This is a genomic window from Marinicella rhabdoformis (assembly GCF_009671245.1).
In the GTDB taxonomy this organism is placed as follows: Bacteria; Pseudomonadota; Gammaproteobacteria; order Xanthomonadales; family Marinicellaceae; genus Marinicella; species Marinicella rhabdoformis.
The window spans coordinates 58,111-78,307 of the sequence record NZ_VTFS01000008.1 but is presented as its reverse complement, the minus strand read 5'-3'; the positions used below and the strand labels follow the sequence as shown (position 1 = coordinate 78,307).

Annotated in this window: 21 protein-coding genes; 1 reads left to right on the top strand and 20 read right to left on the bottom strand. The window is 42.1% G+C overall.

The annotated features are described in order from the left end of the window. Window positions 1-50: 50 nt before the first annotated feature. Window positions 51-3,011: a fibronectin type III domain-containing protein gene (locus FET73_RS14390; RefSeq protein WP_154224664.1), complete on the bottom strand. Its 2,961-nt coding sequence runs from the start codon at window positions 3,009-3,011 to the stop codon at window positions 51-53. A gap of 161 nt (window positions 3,012-3,172) precedes the next feature. Continuing rightward, window positions 3,173-3,943 (bottom strand): DUF4097 family beta strand repeat-containing protein, encoded by a 771-nt coding sequence (locus FET73_RS14385; RefSeq protein WP_154224663.1) that lies wholly within the window; start codon window positions 3,941-3,943, stop codon window positions 3,173-3,175. 73 nt (window positions 3,944-4,016) lie between these two features. On the opposite strand from FET73_RS14385, the gene FET73_RS14380 reads away from it, so the two are divergent. Next, on the top strand, window positions 4,017-4,391 hold the full coding sequence (locus tag FET73_RS14380; protein WP_154224662.1) for an RNA-binding S4 domain-containing protein: 375 nt from the start codon (window positions 4,017-4,019) through the stop codon (window positions 4,389-4,391). A 20-nt stretch (window positions 4,392-4,411) separates the two neighbouring features. Here FET73_RS14380 and cysQ read toward each other — a convergent pair whose 3' ends face one another. From cysQ to FET73_RS14290, 18 genes are all read right to left on the bottom strand, one after another. Further along, a complete protein-coding gene (cysQ, locus tag FET73_RS14375) occupies window positions 4,412-5,194 on the bottom strand; it encodes a 3'(2'),5'-bisphosphate nucleotidase CysQ (protein WP_154224661.1) in 783 nt (260 codons plus the stop codon). Next, window positions 5,187-5,999: an inositol monophosphatase family protein gene (locus FET73_RS14370; RefSeq protein ID WP_218944358.1), complete on the bottom strand. Its 813-nt coding sequence runs from the start codon at window positions 5,997-5,999 to the stop codon at window positions 5,187-5,189. The genes cysQ and FET73_RS14370 overlap by 8 nt, the downstream gene beginning before the upstream one ends. Next, on the bottom strand, window positions 5,977-7,425 hold the full coding sequence (locus tag FET73_RS14365) for a mannose-1-phosphate guanylyltransferase/mannose-6-phosphate isomerase (protein WP_154224660.1): 1,449 nt from the start codon (window positions 7,423-7,425) through the stop codon (window positions 5,977-5,979). Before FET73_RS14365 ends, FET73_RS14370 begins: the two co-directional genes overlap by 23 nt. Further along, window positions 7,422-8,312 (bottom strand): dTDP-4-dehydrorhamnose reductase, encoded by an 891-nt coding sequence (gene rfbD, locus FET73_RS14360; protein WP_154224659.1) that lies wholly within the window; start codon window positions 8,310-8,312, stop codon window positions 7,422-7,424. Before rfbD ends, FET73_RS14365 begins: the two co-directional genes overlap by 4 nt. Then, a complete protein-coding gene (gene rfbC, locus FET73_RS14355; RefSeq protein WP_154224658.1) occupies window positions 8,309-8,863 on the bottom strand; it encodes a dTDP-4-dehydrorhamnose 3,5-epimerase in 555 nt (184 codons plus the stop codon). The genes rfbD and rfbC overlap by 4 nt, the downstream gene beginning before the upstream one ends. After that, complete coding sequence (rfbA, locus tag FET73_RS14350) at window positions 8,863-9,741, bottom strand: glucose-1-phosphate thymidylyltransferase RfbA (protein ID WP_154224657.1); 879 nt, start codon at window positions 9,739-9,741, stop codon at window positions 8,863-8,865. Before rfbA ends, rfbC begins: the two co-directional genes overlap by 1 nt. A gap of 14 nt (window positions 9,742-9,755) precedes the next feature. Further along, window positions 9,756-10,823, bottom strand: coding sequence for a dTDP-glucose 4,6-dehydratase (rfbB, locus tag FET73_RS14345; RefSeq protein ID WP_154224656.1), 1,068 nt, complete (start codon window positions 10,821-10,823; stop codon window positions 9,756-9,758). A 181-nt stretch (window positions 10,824-11,004) separates the two neighbouring features. After that, the gene (locus FET73_RS14340; protein ID WP_218944357.1) at window positions 11,005-11,220 is read right to left on the bottom strand and encodes a hypothetical protein; all 216 of its coding nucleotides are present in this window, start codon (window positions 11,218-11,220) and stop codon (window positions 11,005-11,007) included. Between the two features lie 116 nt (window positions 11,221-11,336). Continuing rightward, window positions 11,337-11,678, bottom strand: coding sequence for a hypothetical protein (locus FET73_RS14335; protein WP_154224655.1), 342 nt, complete (start codon window positions 11,676-11,678; stop codon window positions 11,337-11,339). A gap of 30 nt (window positions 11,679-11,708) precedes the next feature. After that, on the bottom strand, window positions 11,709-12,959 hold the full coding sequence (locus tag FET73_RS14330; protein ID WP_154224654.1) for an arginine deiminase: 1,251 nt from the start codon (window positions 12,957-12,959) through the stop codon (window positions 11,709-11,711). A 53-nt stretch (window positions 12,960-13,012) separates the two neighbouring features. Beyond that, entirely contained in the window at window positions 13,013-14,068 is a 1,056-nt protein-coding gene (locus tag FET73_RS14325; protein WP_154224653.1) for a 2Fe-2S iron-sulfur cluster-binding protein, read from the bottom strand. Beyond that, window positions 14,052-14,561: a 1,2-phenylacetyl-CoA epoxidase subunit PaaD gene (gene paaD / locus FET73_RS14320; RefSeq protein ID WP_154224652.1), complete on the bottom strand. Its 510-nt coding sequence runs from the start codon at window positions 14,559-14,561 to the stop codon at window positions 14,052-14,054. Before paaD ends, FET73_RS14325 begins: the two co-directional genes overlap by 17 nt. Beyond that, window positions 14,561-15,328, bottom strand: a complete 768-nt coding sequence (gene paaC, locus FET73_RS14315) for a 1,2-phenylacetyl-CoA epoxidase subunit PaaC (RefSeq protein ID WP_154224651.1) — start codon at window positions 15,326-15,328, stop codon at window positions 14,561-14,563. Before paaC ends, paaD begins: the two co-directional genes overlap by 1 nt. Next, window positions 15,328-15,606: a 1,2-phenylacetyl-CoA epoxidase subunit PaaB gene (gene paaB, locus FET73_RS14310; RefSeq protein WP_154224650.1), complete on the bottom strand. Its 279-nt coding sequence runs from the start codon at window positions 15,604-15,606 to the stop codon at window positions 15,328-15,330. The genes paaC and paaB overlap by 1 nt, the downstream gene beginning before the upstream one ends. After that, a complete protein-coding gene (paaA, locus tag FET73_RS14305) occupies window positions 15,606-16,592 on the bottom strand; it encodes a 1,2-phenylacetyl-CoA epoxidase subunit PaaA (protein WP_154224649.1) in 987 nt (328 codons plus the stop codon). Before paaA ends, paaB begins: the two co-directional genes overlap by 1 nt. Further along, window positions 16,592-17,797, bottom strand: coding sequence for a 3-oxoadipyl-CoA thiolase (gene pcaF / locus FET73_RS14300; protein ID WP_154224648.1), 1,206 nt, complete (start codon window positions 17,795-17,797; stop codon window positions 16,592-16,594). Before pcaF ends, paaA begins: the two co-directional genes overlap by 1 nt. After that, window positions 17,794-19,335: a 3-hydroxyacyl-CoA dehydrogenase gene (locus FET73_RS14295; protein ID WP_154224647.1), complete on the bottom strand. Its 1,542-nt coding sequence runs from the start codon at window positions 19,333-19,335 to the stop codon at window positions 17,794-17,796. Before FET73_RS14295 ends, pcaF begins: the two co-directional genes overlap by 4 nt. Continuing rightward, window positions 19,335-20,180, bottom strand: a complete 846-nt coding sequence (locus FET73_RS14290; RefSeq protein ID WP_343032294.1) for an enoyl-CoA hydratase-related protein — start codon at window positions 20,178-20,180, stop codon at window positions 19,335-19,337. The genes FET73_RS14295 and FET73_RS14290 overlap by 1 nt, the downstream gene beginning before the upstream one ends. Window positions 20,181-20,197 lie beyond the last annotated feature (17 nt).

Sequence of the window (20,197 nt, the reverse complement as noted above, 5' to 3'; positions counted from 1 at the left end):
GCCAGTAAGCTTTCACTTACTGGCCTAGGTCAAACTTAATCAATATGGGTTTATGGAGCCACTTGCTCAAAACCATTCATGAATATCAGATCATCATCAATGCCACAAACACCTGCGACACCAATGTTGTTAACACTGATATCATCTATCAACCAATCACCAGCACCAATAGATACATCGGTTCCTAATCTCCACCTAACTTTAACAGAGTTACCCGCGAATGATGACAAATCTACTGTCACTTGGGTAAATGTTGTTTGGTCGCCAGTCCAAGCTTGTCTTCCTCCAAATGGATGCCCCCAAGAGGTACTCAATGCTTGATCATATGATCCTTGAGTAAACTGTGAAGACAAGTCACTCCAGTTCGCACCTCCATCAACCGTAATTTCTAGAACCGCACCATCAAAGCCAGATTCAAACTCATACTTATGATAAAAACTTAATGATGTATCGTTTGCTGGAACAAACTCTTCAGTAGCTAAGTACTTATCTGAAACCGATCCTATATCAGTAGAAACAAATGATGAAGCTGATCCAGTTGTGTTGTCATCACCTGAAACCACACTCCAGTCATCTGATCCTGCGATAGCTGCTGTAGACCATCCAGCAGCGATTGCTGCTGCTATATCCGCATAAGAGTCAACATTGTCATCAATGTTATTTCCAGCTTGAACAGGACCAGTCGGGCTTCCCATAGCTTCAGTGGTATTATTTTCAGACATGCCATTACTGACATCCAATGCCCTTACAATATAGTATGCATTGGTACGGTCCATCAAATCCATACTGTTATCGCTCAATGAAGTGCCAGTAAGACCTGTGGCGATTAAATTACCAGGACCAGGTGTAAAGCCTGATGTGTCACTTCTAAATACATCATATTCTATTGAACCATTTTGGCATTGAGAGGTTGCAGCATTCCAAGCCACATCTATTTGACACATCATCTCTGAAGCATTTGTCGCTGATGAAACACCTGAAAACTGTGGTTCTAAAGTACAAACACCCGTAGCTGTAGCGCTCACTTCATTTGAAGGATCAGAACTACAAGATCCACCATCAGATGATCTGACGATATAATAATAAGTTGTTCCACCTGAAACTGTAGTGTCATCATATGTATAAGCCGCACCACTTCCATTACCTGGACTGGTATCATTAACAGTTGCAATTAATTCATAAGACCCACCTGGTGTGGTCGATCTGAAAACACGATATTCAGAAATTGTCGCTTCAGATGAGTCATTCCAAGAAACCTGAATGGTATTGTCGGACACAGCATTTGCATCAGCAACTAAAACATCTAAAGTCAACTCACAACCACATTGCTCAAAAGCAAAGGCACCAATTCTTGTTGCCCACTGAGTGCCCACTTGATACTCTCCAGTAAACCAGAATGTACATTCATCAATAGGGTCAACACCCATGGCCGCATAATCTCCCCAGCGTCCAGATGTATTAGCACCAGAGCCAGGATTAAGAATGACTTCATTTTGAGTCATAACATTCAATGGATCTGAACTCAATCGACCTGTATAGGCGATAGATGCTGACAATGGATTATTTGAATCTGTATCAGTTTTGGTGTATGCCATCGCCATATTACCTGACAAATCCATAGAAATAGACCCTACTAAACGATTTTCAGTGACTGCTGATGAGTCCGCATATGTACCTTCTTGGAATACAGTCCAACTACCATTTAAGCCACCGGTTCTTCTTAATTCAAACCAACGCAACCCAGCTTGAACAGTGCTTCCACTTGTTGCAGGGTCAATATTGGTTGGAATTAATCCAACCAACACTTCATGGGTGCCAAAATTTCTGTACTGTAATCTGTTCAAAATCACTTCACGTATGGCATCTAATCTGCTGCCACTACCAGGTTGTGGCACTGTAGCAAAAGTCGTGTAATCCAATAAGTATGAGTTAAAGTCAGTGATATTGATGGTATCAGCTAAAGTCAAACTGGCATTAGCTGGGGTATCAAAATCTACTGTAAACTCATACATTTGTAGACAATCTGTATCAGGATCACCTTGTGCGTCACACTCTTGGTTAGAGTGTGCCTCATCATCAATGTGTCTCATGATAATCCCTGGTGCACCAGCTGGTGGCAGTTCTAAACCATCCCAGTCAGCAGGTGTAGCCAATTGGAAACCATAACCGTCTAAGCTAGACAAGTTATAAACCAAAGCTGCCCTTGCCGTGTTACCAGCAAGCATATTCACACGGTCAAAAGCATAAACCGATGAGTTTTGGTTGGCTGTTCCATAATAAGCATCTGGCCAAATACCGAAATGAGGGTAGTCTGGGAATGCCACATCTTGGAACGAGTAAAAGTTCCAACCGCCAGATACCGGGTCATCAGTTTGAGAAATATAAAAACATAAGGCATTGGTGCCTGTGTCAAACTCTTGTAAAAACCACCTTTCAGCTACTTGATCGTACAAAATGATAGGATCACCATCACCTCCAGCACAAGGGTCACCGTTAGGTGCCAAACTGTCCATGATAAAGTTTGCCACCTCTGTACCATCCGACTTAAGCAATACTGAAACTTCAGTACCGCCACTGCCATTGATTGATTGAATGGCGTATGTTTTACCAACATCTAATACAGGATCCGGCGGATTGACTGAAGAAAAATCCAAACCATCCTGGTTAATAACTGGTGTTCCAAAAGCACGATGGTTCTGAGTCGCTGCATTTGACTGCATATCGACCAAAGGATCTTGGCTGTAAAAACGCTCTTGACCTTCTGCGGGTTTATAAGCAGGGTAATACCTTCTAGGTACTTCCTTGATTGGCTTACCTTTATACCACCTTTCAGGTGCTGGCAAATCCCTCAAATCTACATTAATTTTAACTGGTGTAACAGGGCCGCCTATCGTTTTAACGTTGACTGATTCTGACCATGTTTTGGCCTCTTTGGTTTCTGCTGCACCAGCCATTGGTGTTGCAGCAACCATCAAACTGGTTGCTAACACCAAGGGTTTACATATTTTCATTATTTTTCCTCTTTTTAATAGTTTTAAAGATGTTTTTACTTTTTAGTTTGTAATTAAAGTTATATTTTTTTATGGATATCTTCATTAAAAGTAAAAGAGATATTAACTTTTGTTAATATCTAACTATTCATTCTAAATAAAATTCTTAGAACTGCAATTTATTATTGCGCTTTTTCTTGATAACTCAAAAATGTAACATTTCCTCTGATACTTTCCATTTCAATTTTAGAGCCTCCTTCGTTTACTTTCCCATATGCCACTTTATTTGGTTCTTTTGTAAAATCTTTATTGATAGTTAATCCAAAATCAGTGGTTATTCGACCAGATGTTGTGATCGTGAAGTCGAGATTCTGCTTATCTCCAACAATAACAGATACCTGGCCAGTCCCTGTTTTAAAAGACTGGTCATTTTTAGTTGAGTTGGGAAAGACGTTAGCTTCAACATCACCTGAATAACTGAAAACATTTAAACTGTTTTTATTTTTCAACATCTTAATATTTCCTTCTTGTGTTGTAGCAGTTAATGGGTCTATTAATCCTTTAGCCTCTATGAGACCATCAAATGTTTCAACATCAATGTCATTGCCCTTAGGAACAAATACTGTTAAGTCAATCCTCGCTTGATCATCCATTCTTAGAGCCACTTCTTTTTTTTCTTTGTTTTTTCTGGCCACACTGATATAAAACACACCATCTTTTGTGTCGGTTTCTACAACCAACACTCCTTCTTTTTCGTTGTGCTGCTCTACAGCGATAATTTCAAATTCATCTTCTATTTTTGTGCTTCTTACTCGAACATCTCCAATCATATTTTTAATTACAACTTTTGATGTTTTTTCTACTTCTTTCCAAACTTTTCTTTCAATATTTGGAGACTCAGAAAAAACCAACCCACAATTTAAAATTAACATTAAAAAAACAATTTTTTTCATACTATTAAACCACTTTATTTAAAAAGTATTATCATATACTATTAAAAATCGTTTGTGATGAATCTAAGCAAAAATGATTAGAATAGACAAGTGGTTGTGGGCCGCTCGATTTTACAAAACGCGTTCAATCGCTAAAAAACATGTTGAACAAGGCAAGGTTCGCATCAACGGGCAAAAATGCAAGCCTTCAAGAAATGTGGCTGTTGATGACATGCTGACCATAAAAAAGCTCGATTTTACCTGGGAGGTTAAGGTGTTAGGGCTTGCAGAGAAGCGTGTTGGCGCTAAAATTGCTGTGACTTTATATCAAGAAACTGAGGAAAGCATCAAAGAACGTGAGGCTTCAATCGCCATCAGCCGTATGGAATATCAATCCACACCCAAACCAGATTCTCGCCCCACCAAAAAACAAAGGCGCGACATCAAAAACTTGAAGTCACGCCAATAATAATTATTGTATGAAATGGATTAAATTTCAGCCCACTTTTTACTGGTGTCTCCGTACACCATAAAATGTGGGTTTAATAAAGAATCTTTGGTGTTATAAAGCAAAGGCTCACCATCTAAAGTAACCACATGACCACCTGCTTGCTCAACAATGCATTGAGCAGCTGCGGTGTCCCACTCTGAAGTCAAACCCAGTCTTGGGTACAAATCAGCTTTTCCTTCTGCCACCAAACAAAATTTCAAAGAGCTGCCCATGCTGACGATTTCATGTTGACCAACACGATCAAGATAAGCCTTCATTTCATCACTGACATGAGAACGGCTGCCAACGATCGTGGGCTTAAAACGTGAATTTTTCATCACAGAAATAGAATGCTTTTTACCGTCCACACGTTTAAACACACCCACACCCACTGCTGCAGAGTAACTGATTTCTTGCACTGGGACATACACCACTGACAGGACCGACTTACCATTTTCAATCAATGCAATATTAACCGTAAATTCACCGTTTTGCTTGATAAACTCTTTGGTCCCATCCAATGGGTCGACCAACCAGTACTTTTTCCAAGCTTTTCTTTCATCAAATGGAATTTCAGCAGATTCCTCTGACAGCACCGGTACATCTGGCGTAAGTGTTTTCAACCCAGCCACAATCACTTCATGTGCGGCCAAATCTGCTTTGGTTAAAGGGGAGTCATCAGATTTATGATCCACACCAAAATCACCTGATTTATATATTTCCATGATGGCATTTCCTGCAGTTACAGCAATGCCCTCAACACTTCTTAATAATTCATTCATGTAAAGTTTCTAGTCCTAATGCGTATGCTTTTTGGCCACCGGCCAGAATGTTCCTTGTGTCCAAATTGATGTCATGCCCATTAATATCTGTCATGACACCCCCTGCCTCCCTGACAATCACTGTCAAAGCCGCTATGTCTAAAATATTGACATCCGATTCCACAACCAAATCTATTTTCCCTGATGCCAATAAATGATAATGGCAAAAGTCACCATAACCACGTGTTTTGCCGAATTTTAACAAAAGTTGACCAAACTGTTGCCATTTATCTTTAACTAAGGTGTGTATATTACCAGATGATATACAAGCTGAATGGGCTTCGAAACTATTGTTTACTTTGATGGGTTTGTTGTTCAAAAAAGCCCCGCCTCCTTGATATGCCCAGGCCATTTCTCCATATATAGGTGCATTAGACACACCTAAAACCAACTCACCTTGATACATCAATGCTATTTGAGTTGAAAAGAAGCCATAACCCCTAACAAAACTTTTGGTACCATCTATCGGGTCTATCAACCACAAAAAGTCTGAATCTTCATTGTCACTGCGGCCCAATTCTTCTCCAAAAATACCATGCTCTGGAAATGACTGCTCTATGACTGAACGTATCACCCGCTCACACTCCTTATCTGCAAGCGTCACTGGTGTGGCATCCGATTTGATTTCCAAGCCTTGTTCTTCAGCCAAGTAATATTTTTTAATCACCTGTTCTGCCGCCTTAGCCGCCCGCTTTGCCACCGTTAACATAGATGCCAAGCGTTTAGTGTCTAGTGACTCTGAATTATCTTGCGTTTTGTTTATCATCCATTCGTCCGTAAATATCTTCAAAACGTTCGATGTCATCTTCACCAAAGTAATCACCGCATTGCACTTCAATCAAAGCAATGTCAGTATCGGTTGGATTCTCTAAGCGATGCAAGGTTTCAACAGGAATATAAACCGATTTATTTTCTTCCAATAAAAATTCGTCATCCCCTACCCTGACTTTAGCCGTACCTGAAACCACTGTCCAGTGTTCGCTTCTGCGGTGATGTAATTGTAATGACAATACCTGTCCTGGTTTAACCACCAAGCGCTTAACTTTACAATCGTCTTCATCTTCTAAAATGGTAAAACTACCCCAAGGTCGATGTACCGTTTTATGAAATACCGCTGCTTCGTGTCCTTTAGATTTTAAAAACTGCACCACATCTTTCACGCCTTGTGACTTGTCTTTGTGTGCAATCAAAACGGCATCCTGTGTGTCCACAACCATCAAGTCATCCACACCCACTGTCGCCACCAAACGATCACCAGAACGTATGTAACAATTGTTTGAATCAATGGTAATTGCTTTGCCTTCTACCCTGTTGCCGTGTTCGTCACTTTCAGACAATGTAGACATCGCATTCCAAGAACCAATGTCATTCCAATCAAATCGAGAATCGACCACAGCTCGCTTGTCTGCATGCTCCATAACTGCATAATCGATTGAAATATCAGGCAATCCGCCAAACAATTGTGCATCAAATTCAATTTGTTGACCTGTAGTGTCCGTTTTATTAAAACAATCTTGTGATTTTTCCATCACTTCTTGGGCTGTGTTATCCATGGCCGCAATCAATGCATCAGCGGTAAAACAAAACATCCCTGAATTCCAGCTGTACTCACCCGAAGCCAGGTAACTTTTGGCTACTGTCAAACTGGGTTTTTCAACAAATTTTTCTACTACTGCGGCGCTACTGTTTGCAATCCCCTCACCTGCTTTGATGTAACCATATCCCGTTTCTGGCTGGGTTGGAAAAATGCCAAAAGTCGTCAAATAACCTTGCGAAGCCAGTTCTGCAGCTTGGTGTACTGCTTGCTTAAAAGCTGCTTTGTCTTTGATCAAATGATCTGAAGGCATAACAACCATAATCGCATCACCACCATATTGTTTCTTGACTTGCAAAGCAGCCAAAGCGATGGCTGGTGCTGTGTTACGCCCCATGGGTTCGAGTAAAAATGTTTGTTTATCTAAATCACAACCTTTGTGCTTTTTATAAATATCTTTACATAAAAAGTAATAATCTCGAGAAGTGACCGTCATAACCGCGCCATCACTGGCTATGTCCAGTGCGCGATCAAATGTCAAGCCCGCCAAAGTATTACCATCGGCCAATTGCATAAATGGTTTTGGGTAAGCTTTTCTAGAAACAGGCCACAAGCGGGTGCCTGCACCACCTGATAGAATCACTGGAATAATTTTCATGGTTTCATCCTTTGCATACATAGTTGTAAAGCGGTTTGCCAATGGGGTAATTTCACGTTAAATGTCCCTTCAAATTTTTGACAATCCAATACTGAATTTTTGGGCCGAGTGGCCGCTGTTGGGTATTCTTCGGTAGTGATACCCTTTACTTCTGGTTTATTTTCTAAAAGCCCTAACCGTTGCGCATGTGAAAAAATCCTACGGGCAAACCCTGCCCAAGTGGTAGAGCCATTACTGGTTAAATGATATATGCCTGTTTCGGGTTGATTCAAAGCTAACATGGTTCCCAAAGCAATGGTATTAGCCCAAGTAGGACATCCGGTTTGGTCATTAACGACAGACAGTTCGTCTTTCGTTTTGGCTAATCGCAACATGGTTTGTAAAAAATTTTGTTTTCTTTCTGCGAATACCCAAGCTGTTCTGAACATCATGTGCTCACAACCTGAAGCAATAATTGCTTGCTCACCTGCTAATTTACTTTCACCATATACACCTTTCGGACCGGTGTTATCAGCTTCTCTCCAGGGAATCTTTCCTTCTCCTGAAAACACATAATCTGTTGAATAATGGACCATTAATGCGCGTTCTGCTTTGGCATATTTGGCCATAATTTCAGCGGCAACTGAATTAACGGTAAAAGCCAATTCTTTATCAGTTTCTGCTTGATCGACTTGTGTGTAAGCCGCCGCATTACAAATTACGTCGGCATTGATGTTTTCTAATTTCTTTTCTAAATCAGCAGAATCACTTAAATCCAGCTTGATGGTGGTCATACCATCCACGTCTCGACCGTCTGAAGTCGTAGGAATCACTTCACGGTTGAATTGCAATGCTCGCCACAATTCATAGCCTACTTGTCCATCCGCACCTGTGAGTAATATCTTCATTTATAAATTGGCAATTTACTTCTATTAAAATCTTTTAATTTCAGGGCCTTGTTATCTTTATCTGACAAACTGGGTGAATCAATTGGCCAGTCAATAGCCAAGTCATCATCATTCCATAACAATGAAGCTTCAGCACTTGGGTCGTAGTAATTAGTACACATGTAAGCAAATGTGGCTGTTTCAGACAGCACACAAAAACCATGAGCAAAGCCTTCAGGCACATAAAATTGCTTGTGATTGTTTTCACTCAAAACTATGCCCTCATGTTGTCCAAATGTAGGTGAACCAACGCGGATATCTACTGCCACATCATACACCTCACCTGACAGTACATAAACCAACTTGCCTTGTGGGTTTGGGTTTTGAAAATGCAGCCCACGCAAAACACCACGAGACGACTTTGACACATTACTCTGAATAAAAGTTTCTTTAATTCCTGCTTCTTTATATCGGTCTTGCTGCCAAGACTCCATAAAGTAACCTCGAGCGTCACCAAATACTTGAGGCTCTATGGTTTTTACACCTTGAAGTTTAGATTCTGTGACTTTCATTAACTGCCCTGTACCAGTGAAGCCAGATACTGGCCATAACCATTTTTAAGAATGGGTTGTGCCAACTTCAACACCTGTTCGGCATCAATCCAACGGTGGTTATAAGCAATCTCCTCAGGACAGGCGATTTTCATGCCCTGACGCTTTTCAATCGTCGAAATAAAATTAGTCGCTTCAGCCAATGAATCGTGCGTTCCTGTATCTAGCCAAGCATAACCCCGGCCCATTAATTCCACTTTCAAAGCCTGCTGTTCTAAATAGACTTTATTCAAATCGGTGATTTCCAATTCACCGCGATGCGAAGGTTTCAATGACTTGGCAATATCCACAGCTTGGCCATCGTAAAAATACAAGCCCGTAACGGCATAATTGGAACGTGGATTTTCAGGTTTTTCTTCTAAATCAATCACATTACCTGCTTCATCAAATGCCGCCACACCATAGCGCTCTGGATCATGGACTCGGTAGCCAAAGACTGTTGCACCTTCAGTGCGGTCACTGGCATTGGCCATTAAATGGCGCATGCCCGCGCCGTGAAAAATATTGTCTCCCAGAATCAAACATGAATCATGGCCATCAACAAATGATTCGCCGATCAAATAAGCTTGCGCCAAACCACCTGGGTCAGGCTGAACCGCATACTGTAAATTCATACCCCATTGAGAACCGTCACCTAACAACTGTTGAAACAAAGCCTGTTCATGCGGTGTGTTGATAATCAACACATCACGAATACCGGCTTCCATCAAAGTACTTAATGGGTAATAAATCATCGGTTTGTCGTAAACAGGCAATAACTGTTTACTCACTGAATGTGTCAAAGGATACAAGCGAGTACCTGAACCACCTGCCAAAATAATGCCTTTTCTTTGTTTCATGATTGTTTCCATTTTTATGAAGACTGACCCAGTCTTTGTCCCTGGTAACTGCCGTCTTTAACACGATCACACCAAGCTTGGTTGTTAAGATACCACTGAATGGTTTTATTGATACCGGTTTCAAAAGTTTCTTGTGGCGTCCAGCCCAGTTCATTGGCTAATTTTGAGGCATCAATGGCATAACGTTGGTCATGACCCGGTCGGTCTTTGACAAAAGTTTTCAGTGACTTCCTGTCAATATCAAGTGGCTTTAACTGATCCAACAAGTCACACAAAATATCAACGATTTCAATGTTTTGGCGCTCTTCATTACCACCCACATTATACACTTCACCCAATCGTCCTTTGGCAATCACGGTTTCAATGGCGCGACAATGGTCTTCAACATACAACCAATCACGGACATTTTTACCGTCACCATAAATGGGCAAAGCCTCGCCATTCAAAGCTTTATCTATCATCAAGGGAATTAACTTTTCTGGAAATTGAAACGGGCCGTAGTTATTCGAACAATTGGTGGTTAGTACAGGCAATCCATAGGTGTGGTGGTAAGCACGAACCAAATGATCAGATGCTGCTTTTGAAGCAGAATAAGGAGAATTAGGCTGATAAGCGGTGGTTTCAGTGAACAAACCCGTCTCACCCAAAGAACCATACACTTCATCGGTAGAAACATGAAGAAAACGAAACTGCGCTTTCTTCTCACCAGTCAAAGACTGATAGTAGGCCAAGACCTGCTGTAATAACTGAAAAGTACCGACGATATTGGTTTGAATGAATTCACCCGGCCCTTCTATCGAACGATCGACATGCGATTCAGCGGCAAAATGAACCACCACATCCGGTTGTTCATCATTGAGTAGTTTTTTAACCAAATCAGCATCGCCAATGTCGCCTTGGACAAATTTATGGTTTGGATGATCCATCACCTCAGCCAAAGTGTCTAAATTGCCGGCATAACTGAGTTTGTCTAAATTCACAACCGCACGCTTGTTTTTCAATACTTGGCGCAAAACGAAGTTACCACCAATAAAGCCCGCACCACCTGTGACTAACCATTTATCTGTTTGATTTTCAGCCATCAATTCAGTCAATTAAAAAAGCATGCCATTATAACAGCTTTACTTGTTAAACTCAGCTTAGAAATTGCGGTTGTTGGATAGGTGATTTGTTGTTTTGGTATATTGATAAAACGTTTGCAAGCTTATGATCAAAAAAATCAATACTCGTAACAAAACCATGTTTTAGGAAGCTTTCTAAACATCAGTCTTTAGGTTCTACAGATTGCAATATTACCGTCAACTCTGGCTCACCAAAGCTTTCATTTCCGTACTCCAATGAATGATGAGAGTGAAATTGGTCATTTTTTCCTGTACGAGCAAGTTTCAAAAAATATCGTGCCAAATGCTCGAAACCTTCTTTATTTGCTTGAAGTTTTACCCCCCCCATAACCATTAACTTCAAATTTATACCATTCATTGTCATTCAACCCTTCGAATGTATCATTAAAATCAATTGAGTTTGGTTCGTCCATAGTGAGCTCTAACTCTACTTTTATCTTTTCATTCATTTTTTAATTATTTCAACAATGATAATCAAGGCAACTCACCAAAAAAGATCCTTGGTTCAGGATTATGGTACACAAGAAAATCCTGGTTAGAATCACTTAAATAAATTCTAATCACCTGCTCATCACCCCAGGTTTGAAAAGCAATAGAATCAACTTCATCGTTTGAAATAGAAGCCAAAATAGACTGACCATCTTTAATTTCAACAGTCACATTTGATTGCATTCCTGATACTTCTATTATTATATTTAACTGTCGGCCACTTGAATAAGGCTTCTTATAAGATATTATTCCACCATCATTTAACTCTATGTTAAATGGGAAAAAGCCTTTTTCTAAAAAAGCCAACTCTTCTGGAGCTTCAGTCACTATAAAATACGTTTTATTTATTTCTGTAAATCACCAATTAACCGCTTCTCGGTGAATCGGCATGGTCATACAACGACAACCGCCGCCACCGCGTGACAATTCAGAACCGTCCATGGCTACGGCGGCTTTTTTGCCGGCTTGTGGCATCACATTGCCGGCGATGATGTCTTTGGCATCGATGATTTCGAAGCCGGCTTGGTTCAGTGCTTCCATGGTGTTGTGGTTGTGCTTATAGCCGATGATGTGACCGGGCGCAAAAGTAAAGAAATTGGCACCACTGGTCCACTGCTCTCTTTCTTGTGCGAAGGCATTGTCGCCGCCGCAACTGACGTAATTTAAATCCAAACCAAATTGGCGCAAGGCTTTAGGCAAACCTGAGTATTCATCAATTTTTGTGATTTTTCCTTTGCTGCAATGCATGTGAAATGCTTTACATTTACCCGCACCAGTAATCAATGGGGCAAAATTCATCACCGTGTCGGTATCCAACATGGTGAATATCATGTCCAAGTGAATGGTTGCACGGATTTTAGGCAAATCAACCACGACCACGTCGAGTTTCTCCATGTCTTGAGACATCGTAGTCACAATACGGTCAATCGCTCTGGCAGAAGTTCTTTCAGAAAAACCAATCACCAATAAATCATCGCGTATCACCAACAAATCACCACCTTCGATGGTCACTTCTTCAGATTTTCTCTTTGTACCATCAAAATGAAATCCTTGTCCAGACAGTTTTTCATGGTTGTTGAACATGGCTTTGAGCAACAACGCTTCAGTTAACCTAACGCGATGCGCCATAGACCCAATCACCGCTTTGTCATACACACACATCACCGCGTCACGTGTAAAAAACGCATTGGGTAATGGTGGAATGGCATGACGTGAAGGGCTCAGGTAACGCTCTAAAGTATTTTTGTCTAACAAAGTACCTTCAAAAAACTGACGTGACAAAACATCAGCGGGTAATGACATCAAGTCATCTACCAATTCATTGTGCCCATACAAGCCGCAAACGTCTTGGAGTACGTCTAATTTAACCCTCTCATCTTTCAGGACATCAGTTAACAGTCCTGAAAACTCAAGCACATTGTCAGCCACTTTATTCAAAACACCAGACAACTGCCTGTGCTCTTTGAGCGCCAAATCCAATGTCAAAATGTCATCATATAAGACCTCTTCCGCTGTTTCTGGCGTCATGTTTTCCATTTCTGGGCCCGGCTCATGAATGATGACCGTGTTCAGCTTTCCGATTTCTGAATAGTTAGATATTTTAGACATGTTACATTCTCACTTATTGGCTCGTTTTATGGCTCGCTTGGTTTATTATACGATCACTCGTCGAAAGAGATGTGGATTTTACTGGAACGGGCTACTGATTGACAGCTCAATATATAGCCGTCTTTGGTTTCCCATTCTTCTAAAGAATAGTTGTTGATCATTTCAACTTCACCTTCAATCAACTTACATCGACAGGTGGCACAAACGCCCGCTTTACAGGAATAAGGCAAGTCCACGCCAGCCTGTTCTGCCGACTCTAATAAGGTAGCAGATTCACCAGCTTTGATGTCGAATTGGTGATTGGCACCATCAACAGTCACGGTGATACCGGCATCTTCTTTGATGATTTTCTCAGAAGCTGATATTTCTTGCCCATCAGATAAGAATCGCTCGTTGTGGATTTGCTCTTGAGGCACACCCAGCAATTCCAGTGAGCGGCAAACTGAATCTATCATTTCACCGGGGCCACAAACATAATAACCATCAACAGTTAATTGGTTCAAAAAGTGATCTTTGATATAGGCCACTTTACCTTGGTCAAGGCGACCATGATTGAACGGCACATCTACTTTTTGACGCGACAAGAAATAATGGACGCTAAAACGTTCTTGGTAATGGTCTTTCAAGTGGGATATTTCTTGTTGTAACAAAATATCTCCAGAAGTTGAATTGCCATAAAACAAAACAAATTGAGATGATTCCGTTTGTTCCAGCACGGCATGAACCATACCCATCACAGGCGTGATTCCAGAACCAGCAGCAAAAGCCACATAAGTCTTTTCTTCTTCAGGTGAAATGGCAAAATGTCCAGATGGTGGCATCACAGATACCGTATCACCTACATTGAACACAGATTGTGCCGCTTGAGAAAAACGACCACCATCCACACCCTTGATCAACACCTTCATTTCAGCAGGATTTAACGATGAAGAGCAAATTGAATAACTGCGCCTTAATTCCTCTCCCTCATGCATGTATTTAAATGTCAGGTGTTGTCCCGGCAAATATTCAAACTGATCAAACAGCTTTTCTGGTATTTCTAAGGTCCAAACAACCGCATTGGGTTCTTGTTGAATCGCTGTAATGGTTAAATCATGAAATTGGTGCATAACATTTAAAATAATCGAAAGGCTCTAAACAGTCTTTACATCGGTACAACGCTTTACATGAAGTTGAGCCGAACTGACTGATGAGCAGGGTGTTTTTTGATTGACACAAAGGGCAAGCAATGTCCTGTTGTGTCGCTGTTTTGGGTGGCGCAATACCAAAGGCGCGCATTTGTTCACGCCCTGCTTCACTGATCATATCGGTACTCCAGATCGGTGAATTATTGACGTGCACTTGTACATCATCGATGCCTTTTTGTTTTAACAAGGTCACAATGTCTTGTTTGATCGCATGCATCGCCGGACAACCTGAATATGTGGGTATGATATTGACATGCAAAGAATCACCCTGCCATACAACATCTTGATAAATGCCAAGTGCCTTGATACTGATGACTGGAATTTCAGGATCCTTAACCGCCTCTAACCAAGCTTCAATTTCTCTCACAGAAACGCGGCCATTATCAGCTGCTTCAGCGTCATCTATGGCAGACATTACCATTCACATCCAGGGTATGCACGTTGTAAAAACTGCATTTCCGCCAACATATAACCCAAATGTTCTGAATGCTCACCTTCAAGACCACCGGTGGCAACCCAACCAGATTCAGGCAGTTTTAACTCACATTGTGACAAATGTGATTCAACCATCATTTGCCAGATACTTTTCACTTCGGCCAGGTCGGCGGCAACGTTTTGCTGAATTAATTCATCTATTGCTTCATTTATTTCAAACAATTCTGGCGTATAGAACCACAGTTGATCCAATGCCGACTGCATCTTAGCTTTGGCCTCCTCGGTGCTTAAACTCAATCGCAACAACCATTCATGGCTGCGCTCATGATGGTATTGCACTTCGATTAAAGCTTTTTTAGCCACATCCGCCAATGGTTGGTAAGTGCTGTGAGCCAATTCTTTGTACAACAACAAATTGAATACATCGATAAAATACTGTTTCATCATTGTGTAGCCGAAGTCACCCCTTGGTAATTCGGTCAGAATCGGGTTTCTGTATTCATGTACATCACGCAAAAACGCGAGGTCATCAACTGTTTTGCCATCGCCTTTCACATCAGCTGCCAATTGATAAAACAAATTGGCATGACCAATGGTATCCAGTGACACATTGGTCAAGGCCACGTCTTCCTCTAAATAAGGGCCATGACCACACCACTCAGCCAAACGTTGACCCATGGTCAAAGAGGTGTCCGCCAAACGGATCAAGTAACTGTATAAATGATTGTTTATGTTTTTGCCGTCCATCACATGTTTTCCACTTCTTTGTCCAAAGGATAAAAGGTTGGATGACGATAAACTTTATCTTCCGCTGGATCAAACCATTCATGTTCTTGCTCTGGATTTGAGGATGCAATGTTTTTAGCCTCAACCACCCAAATACTGACGCCTTCTTTGCGGCGCGTGTAAACATCACGGGCATTCAACAACGCCATTTTTTCATCAGAGGCATGTAAAGAGCCCACATGACGGTGGTTTAGACCGGCTTTGGCGCGAATAAAAACTTCATATAATTTGGTAGACATCAGGCTGCTTCCTCGTCAGTATTTTGTGCTTCAATTTTTGCTTGGTAAACTTCTGCGGCATCACGAACCCAAGCCCCTTCTTGTTCGGCTTTGATGCGAGCGGCCATACGCTCTCTGTTACAAGGGCCATTGCCTTTGATGACATCAAATAATTCTTTGAAATTGATTTCACCGTGATCGTAACATTGCTTTTCCTCATTCCATTTCAAATCAGGATCGGGAATAGTCAAACCCAAATGCTCAGCTTGTGGCACCGTGGCGTCGATGAATTTTTGGCGCAAATCATCATTTGAAAATCGTTTGATTTTCCACTTCATCGATTGTGCAGAATGGGTTGAATCTTTGTCGCTTGGGCCGAACATCATCAAAGAAGGCCACCAAACACGATTCAATGCCCTTTGGGCCATCGCTTTTTGTTCTTTTGTACCACGCGCCAAAACCGTCATGATTTCATAACCTTGGCGTTGGTGGAAACTTTCTTCCTTACAGATGCGCACCATGGAACGTGCATACGGACCGTATGAAGCGCGACACAATGGCACTTGATTCATGATGGCTGCACCATCGACCAACCAACCAATCGCACCCATGTCTGCCCAGCATGGCGTTGGGTAATTAAAAATACTTGAATACTTGGCTTTTCCAGTCAAAAGCTCTTCGGTCAATTGATCACGATCAACACCCAAAGTTTCTGTGGCTGAATAGATATACAAACCATGTCCGGCCTCATCCTGCACTTTGGCCAGCAAAATCATTTTTCGGTTCAATGTCGGTGCGCGTGTGATCCAATTGCCTTCAGGTAATTGACCCACCAATTCAGAGTGTGCGTGTTGAGACATTTGACGAATCAATGTTTTTCGATACGCGGCTGGCATCCAGTCACGCGGTTCTATTTTTTGTTCCGCATCAATTTTACGCTGAAACTCGTCCAACAACTCTTGTGATTCTTCGACGCCTTCGGCATCAGTTAAACCTTGTGAATACATTATACCCTCTCCAGTAATAGTGCCATGCCCTGCCCCACGCCGATACACATGGTGCACAAAGCCATTTTACCATTCTGGCGCTGTAATTGTTTGATAGAAGTCAAAACCAAACGTGCACCAGACATGCCCAGCGGATGCCCTAACGAAATGGCACCACCATTTGGGTTAACCCGCGGATCATCATCAGCTATGCCTAACATGCGAGTCACAGCCAACGCTTGTGAAGCAAAAGCTTCATTCAATTCAATCACATCCAAATCATCAACCGACACTTTGTAACGTTCTAATAATTGTTGTGTCGCGGGTACAGGACCAATCCCCATCACATCAGGATCAACGCCTGCCACATTGGCACCGACAAACTTGGCCAATGGTGTTAAGCCGTGTTTTTCTACTGCTTCTTTTGAAGCGACAATCAAGGCACATGCGCCGTCATTGATGCCTGAGGCATTGCCTGCAGTGACTGTTCCGTCTGTTCTGAACGGTGTCGGTAATTGTGCTAATTTTTCTAGCTGGGTCCCAGCCCTTGGATGCTCATCTTGATCAAAAACCAGATCATCTTTTTTACGCTGCGGGATGTTAACCGGCACAATTTCTTCAGCAAAAACACCTTCGGCTTGTGCCTGGGCTGTTTTCACTTGAGAACGGTAAGCAAATAAATCTTGATCTTCACGAGATACTTTGAATTTCTCAGCCACATTTTCACCCGTTTCAGGCATAGACTCTGTACCGTATCGTTTTTGTAGCTTTTTGTTAATAAATCGCCACCCCATGGTGGTATCAAAAATTTCTGCATTGCGCGAAAATCCTGACGTTGCCTTAGGCATAACAAAAGGCGCACGAGACATAGACTCTACACCTCCAGCAATGATCAATTCAGCATCACCGAACGCAATCGTTCGTGCCGCTGTTGCCACGGCATCTAAGCCTGATGCACACAAGCGGTTAATGGTCATGCCAGCGACATTGGTCGGCAATCCTGCTAACAAAGCAGACATTTTGGCAATATTTCTGTTGTCTTCACCTGATTGATTAGCACATCCGGCTATCACGTCATCAATGTCATCATGCTGCAGTCCTGCATTTCTGTGTAACAAACTGCTGATCACATGGGCCAACATGTCATCCGGTCTGATGGTTGACAAAGAACCACCGTATCGACCAATCGGCGTTCTCACACCATCACAAATAAATACCTCTCTCATAATACTTCTCTTCTTTCTTGCTGCGCTTTGTTTTGTATGTAGGGTGATACACGGTATCGGTCATCGCCGAACCACATTTGTAAATAAGTCAAAGCATTGTCGATAAATTGCCACCCCATGATTTCTGCAAAAGCCAACAAACCTTTAGGATAATTCACCCCATAACGCATCGCCAAATCAACATCCTCGGCTGAACAGACACCATTGAAAACGGCATCAGCAGCTTCATTGATCAGCATCGCGATGGTCCGCATGGCAATCATACCCGGCTGGTCATCTGTGACCAACACATCTTTGCCCAAGGCTTGAAACAAGCCAATGACTTTTCTTTTAGTCACTTCTGGACAGTTGTCACTGAAACTTAAATTGATTACCGTGGCTTTGGCATAATCAAACGACAAATCGATCAATGCCACTGACATTCCTTTACCGTCCTTGGCATCAGAACTGGCTTGATTATATTCTGCCACTTGTGAGGCTTGCATGCCTTCAGTCACTTGAATTTCACAACTATCTACTTGTAAGACATCACCTGAAAGTAACTCGCTGTTCAACTTACCTACATCCACAAATAATGTGGACAAAACACCCAGTTCTTCAGGTAGTACCAACACATCAGGGGCTTGTTCTTTGGGTTCAAACATGACCGCTGTAGACTCGGCATCTTCGGCATAATCATAAAAACCGCGACCCGACTTTCGGCCTAAAGTCCCCGCATTGACCATTTCTGACTGGATCAATGACGGCCTGAATCTGGGGTCGTTGTACATGGCTTGGTAAACCGTTTGGCTGACACTGTAATTGATGTCGATACCAATCAAATCCATTAAAGTGAATGGACCCATACGAAAACCAGCCGCTTGTGTCATCACAGCATCCATGACTTCAACACTGGCCAATTGCTCTTGGAACATTTTCAGTGGCTCGCCATAAAATGATCGTGCCACTCGATTGACAATAAAACCAGGTGATGAACTGGCGATGACTGGAATTTTGCCCCAAAACTCACACAGCGCTTTGCCCGTTTGTAAATGCGTTTTATCTGTCAATAAGCCAGAAATCACTTCGACCAATTTCATCACAGGTGCAGGATTAAAAAAGTGCAGACCAAACAAACGTTCAGGCGTTTTCATACCCGCAGCTATGGCCGTGATAGAAATGGATGACGTATTGGAAGCCAACAAGCATTCAATTGAACAAACAGCTTCAAGCTGCTGAAATAAATCTTGTTTTATTTTCAAATTTTCAATGATGGCTTCAACAACAAGGTCAGATTCAGCCAAGTCAGCCAATTCGCTGGCAACACTGATTCGACCCATCACTTCGGCTTTGAATTCTGCTGTTATCTTACCTCTGGCCACCCGCTTGTCCATGCGAGCCGACATGTTCTCGATTGCTTTTTCAGCCGCCGTTTGGTTGACATCAAACAACAAAACGTCTTGTTCATGCACCGCAGCCACTTCACAAATGCCAATGCCCATGGTGCCTGCACCAATAACAGCGACTTTATTAATCTGGTCTATAGCTTGAGCTTGCATTAGTGGCCTTTGAATTCAGGTTTGCGCTTTTCCATAAAAGCAGATACACCTTCACCAAAGTCATGGCTCAAGCCACAAACGCGTTGCACATCGCGCTCTCTATCCAAGTGCACACCATAATCATTACCGTATGATTCATCCATAATGTTTTTTATGAACGACAAAGCGCGTGTTGGACGTTGTTCTAAAGTAGCGACCAATGTGGCCACTTCGGCATCAAAGTTTTCATCGGCTATACTTTGGTAAATCATCCCCCATGCTTCTGCTTGATCCGCTTTCACAGGAGTGCCCAACATGGTGATGGCTTTGGCCCGTGCCAAACCGACCAATTTAGGCAAAATCCATGTGCCGTTACAATCTGGAATCAAACCAATGGAAGAAAAAGCTTGTATAAACTTGGCCGATTGTTTCGCCACAACAACATCACAATTCAAAGCAATGTTAGCACCGGCTCCTGCGGCCACACCATTAACAGCACAAACTATCGGTGCTTGGATGGTTTTCAGAATGCGCAAATTTTTATTGTAACCATTTTCTAATTTGTCACCCAAATCAAAAGATTCACCCGGCTCTCTTGTGCCTAAATCTTGTCCTGCACAAAAGCCCCTGCCCTCGCCCGTCAGTAAGACACAGCGTAAATCTTTGGTGTTGACAATGTCATTCAAAACCACAAACAACTCATCATGCATTTGATCATTGAATGCATTGAGTTTATCAGGTCGATTGAACGACACGGTGGCAGTAGTGGCTGTCTTTGTGTAAATCAGGGTTTCCAACCCATCCCATGAATCTGTCATGCGTGAATCTTTCATGCGTGTCCCGAGGTCAAATTTCAAAGCAAGCATTATACTGCATGGCCATT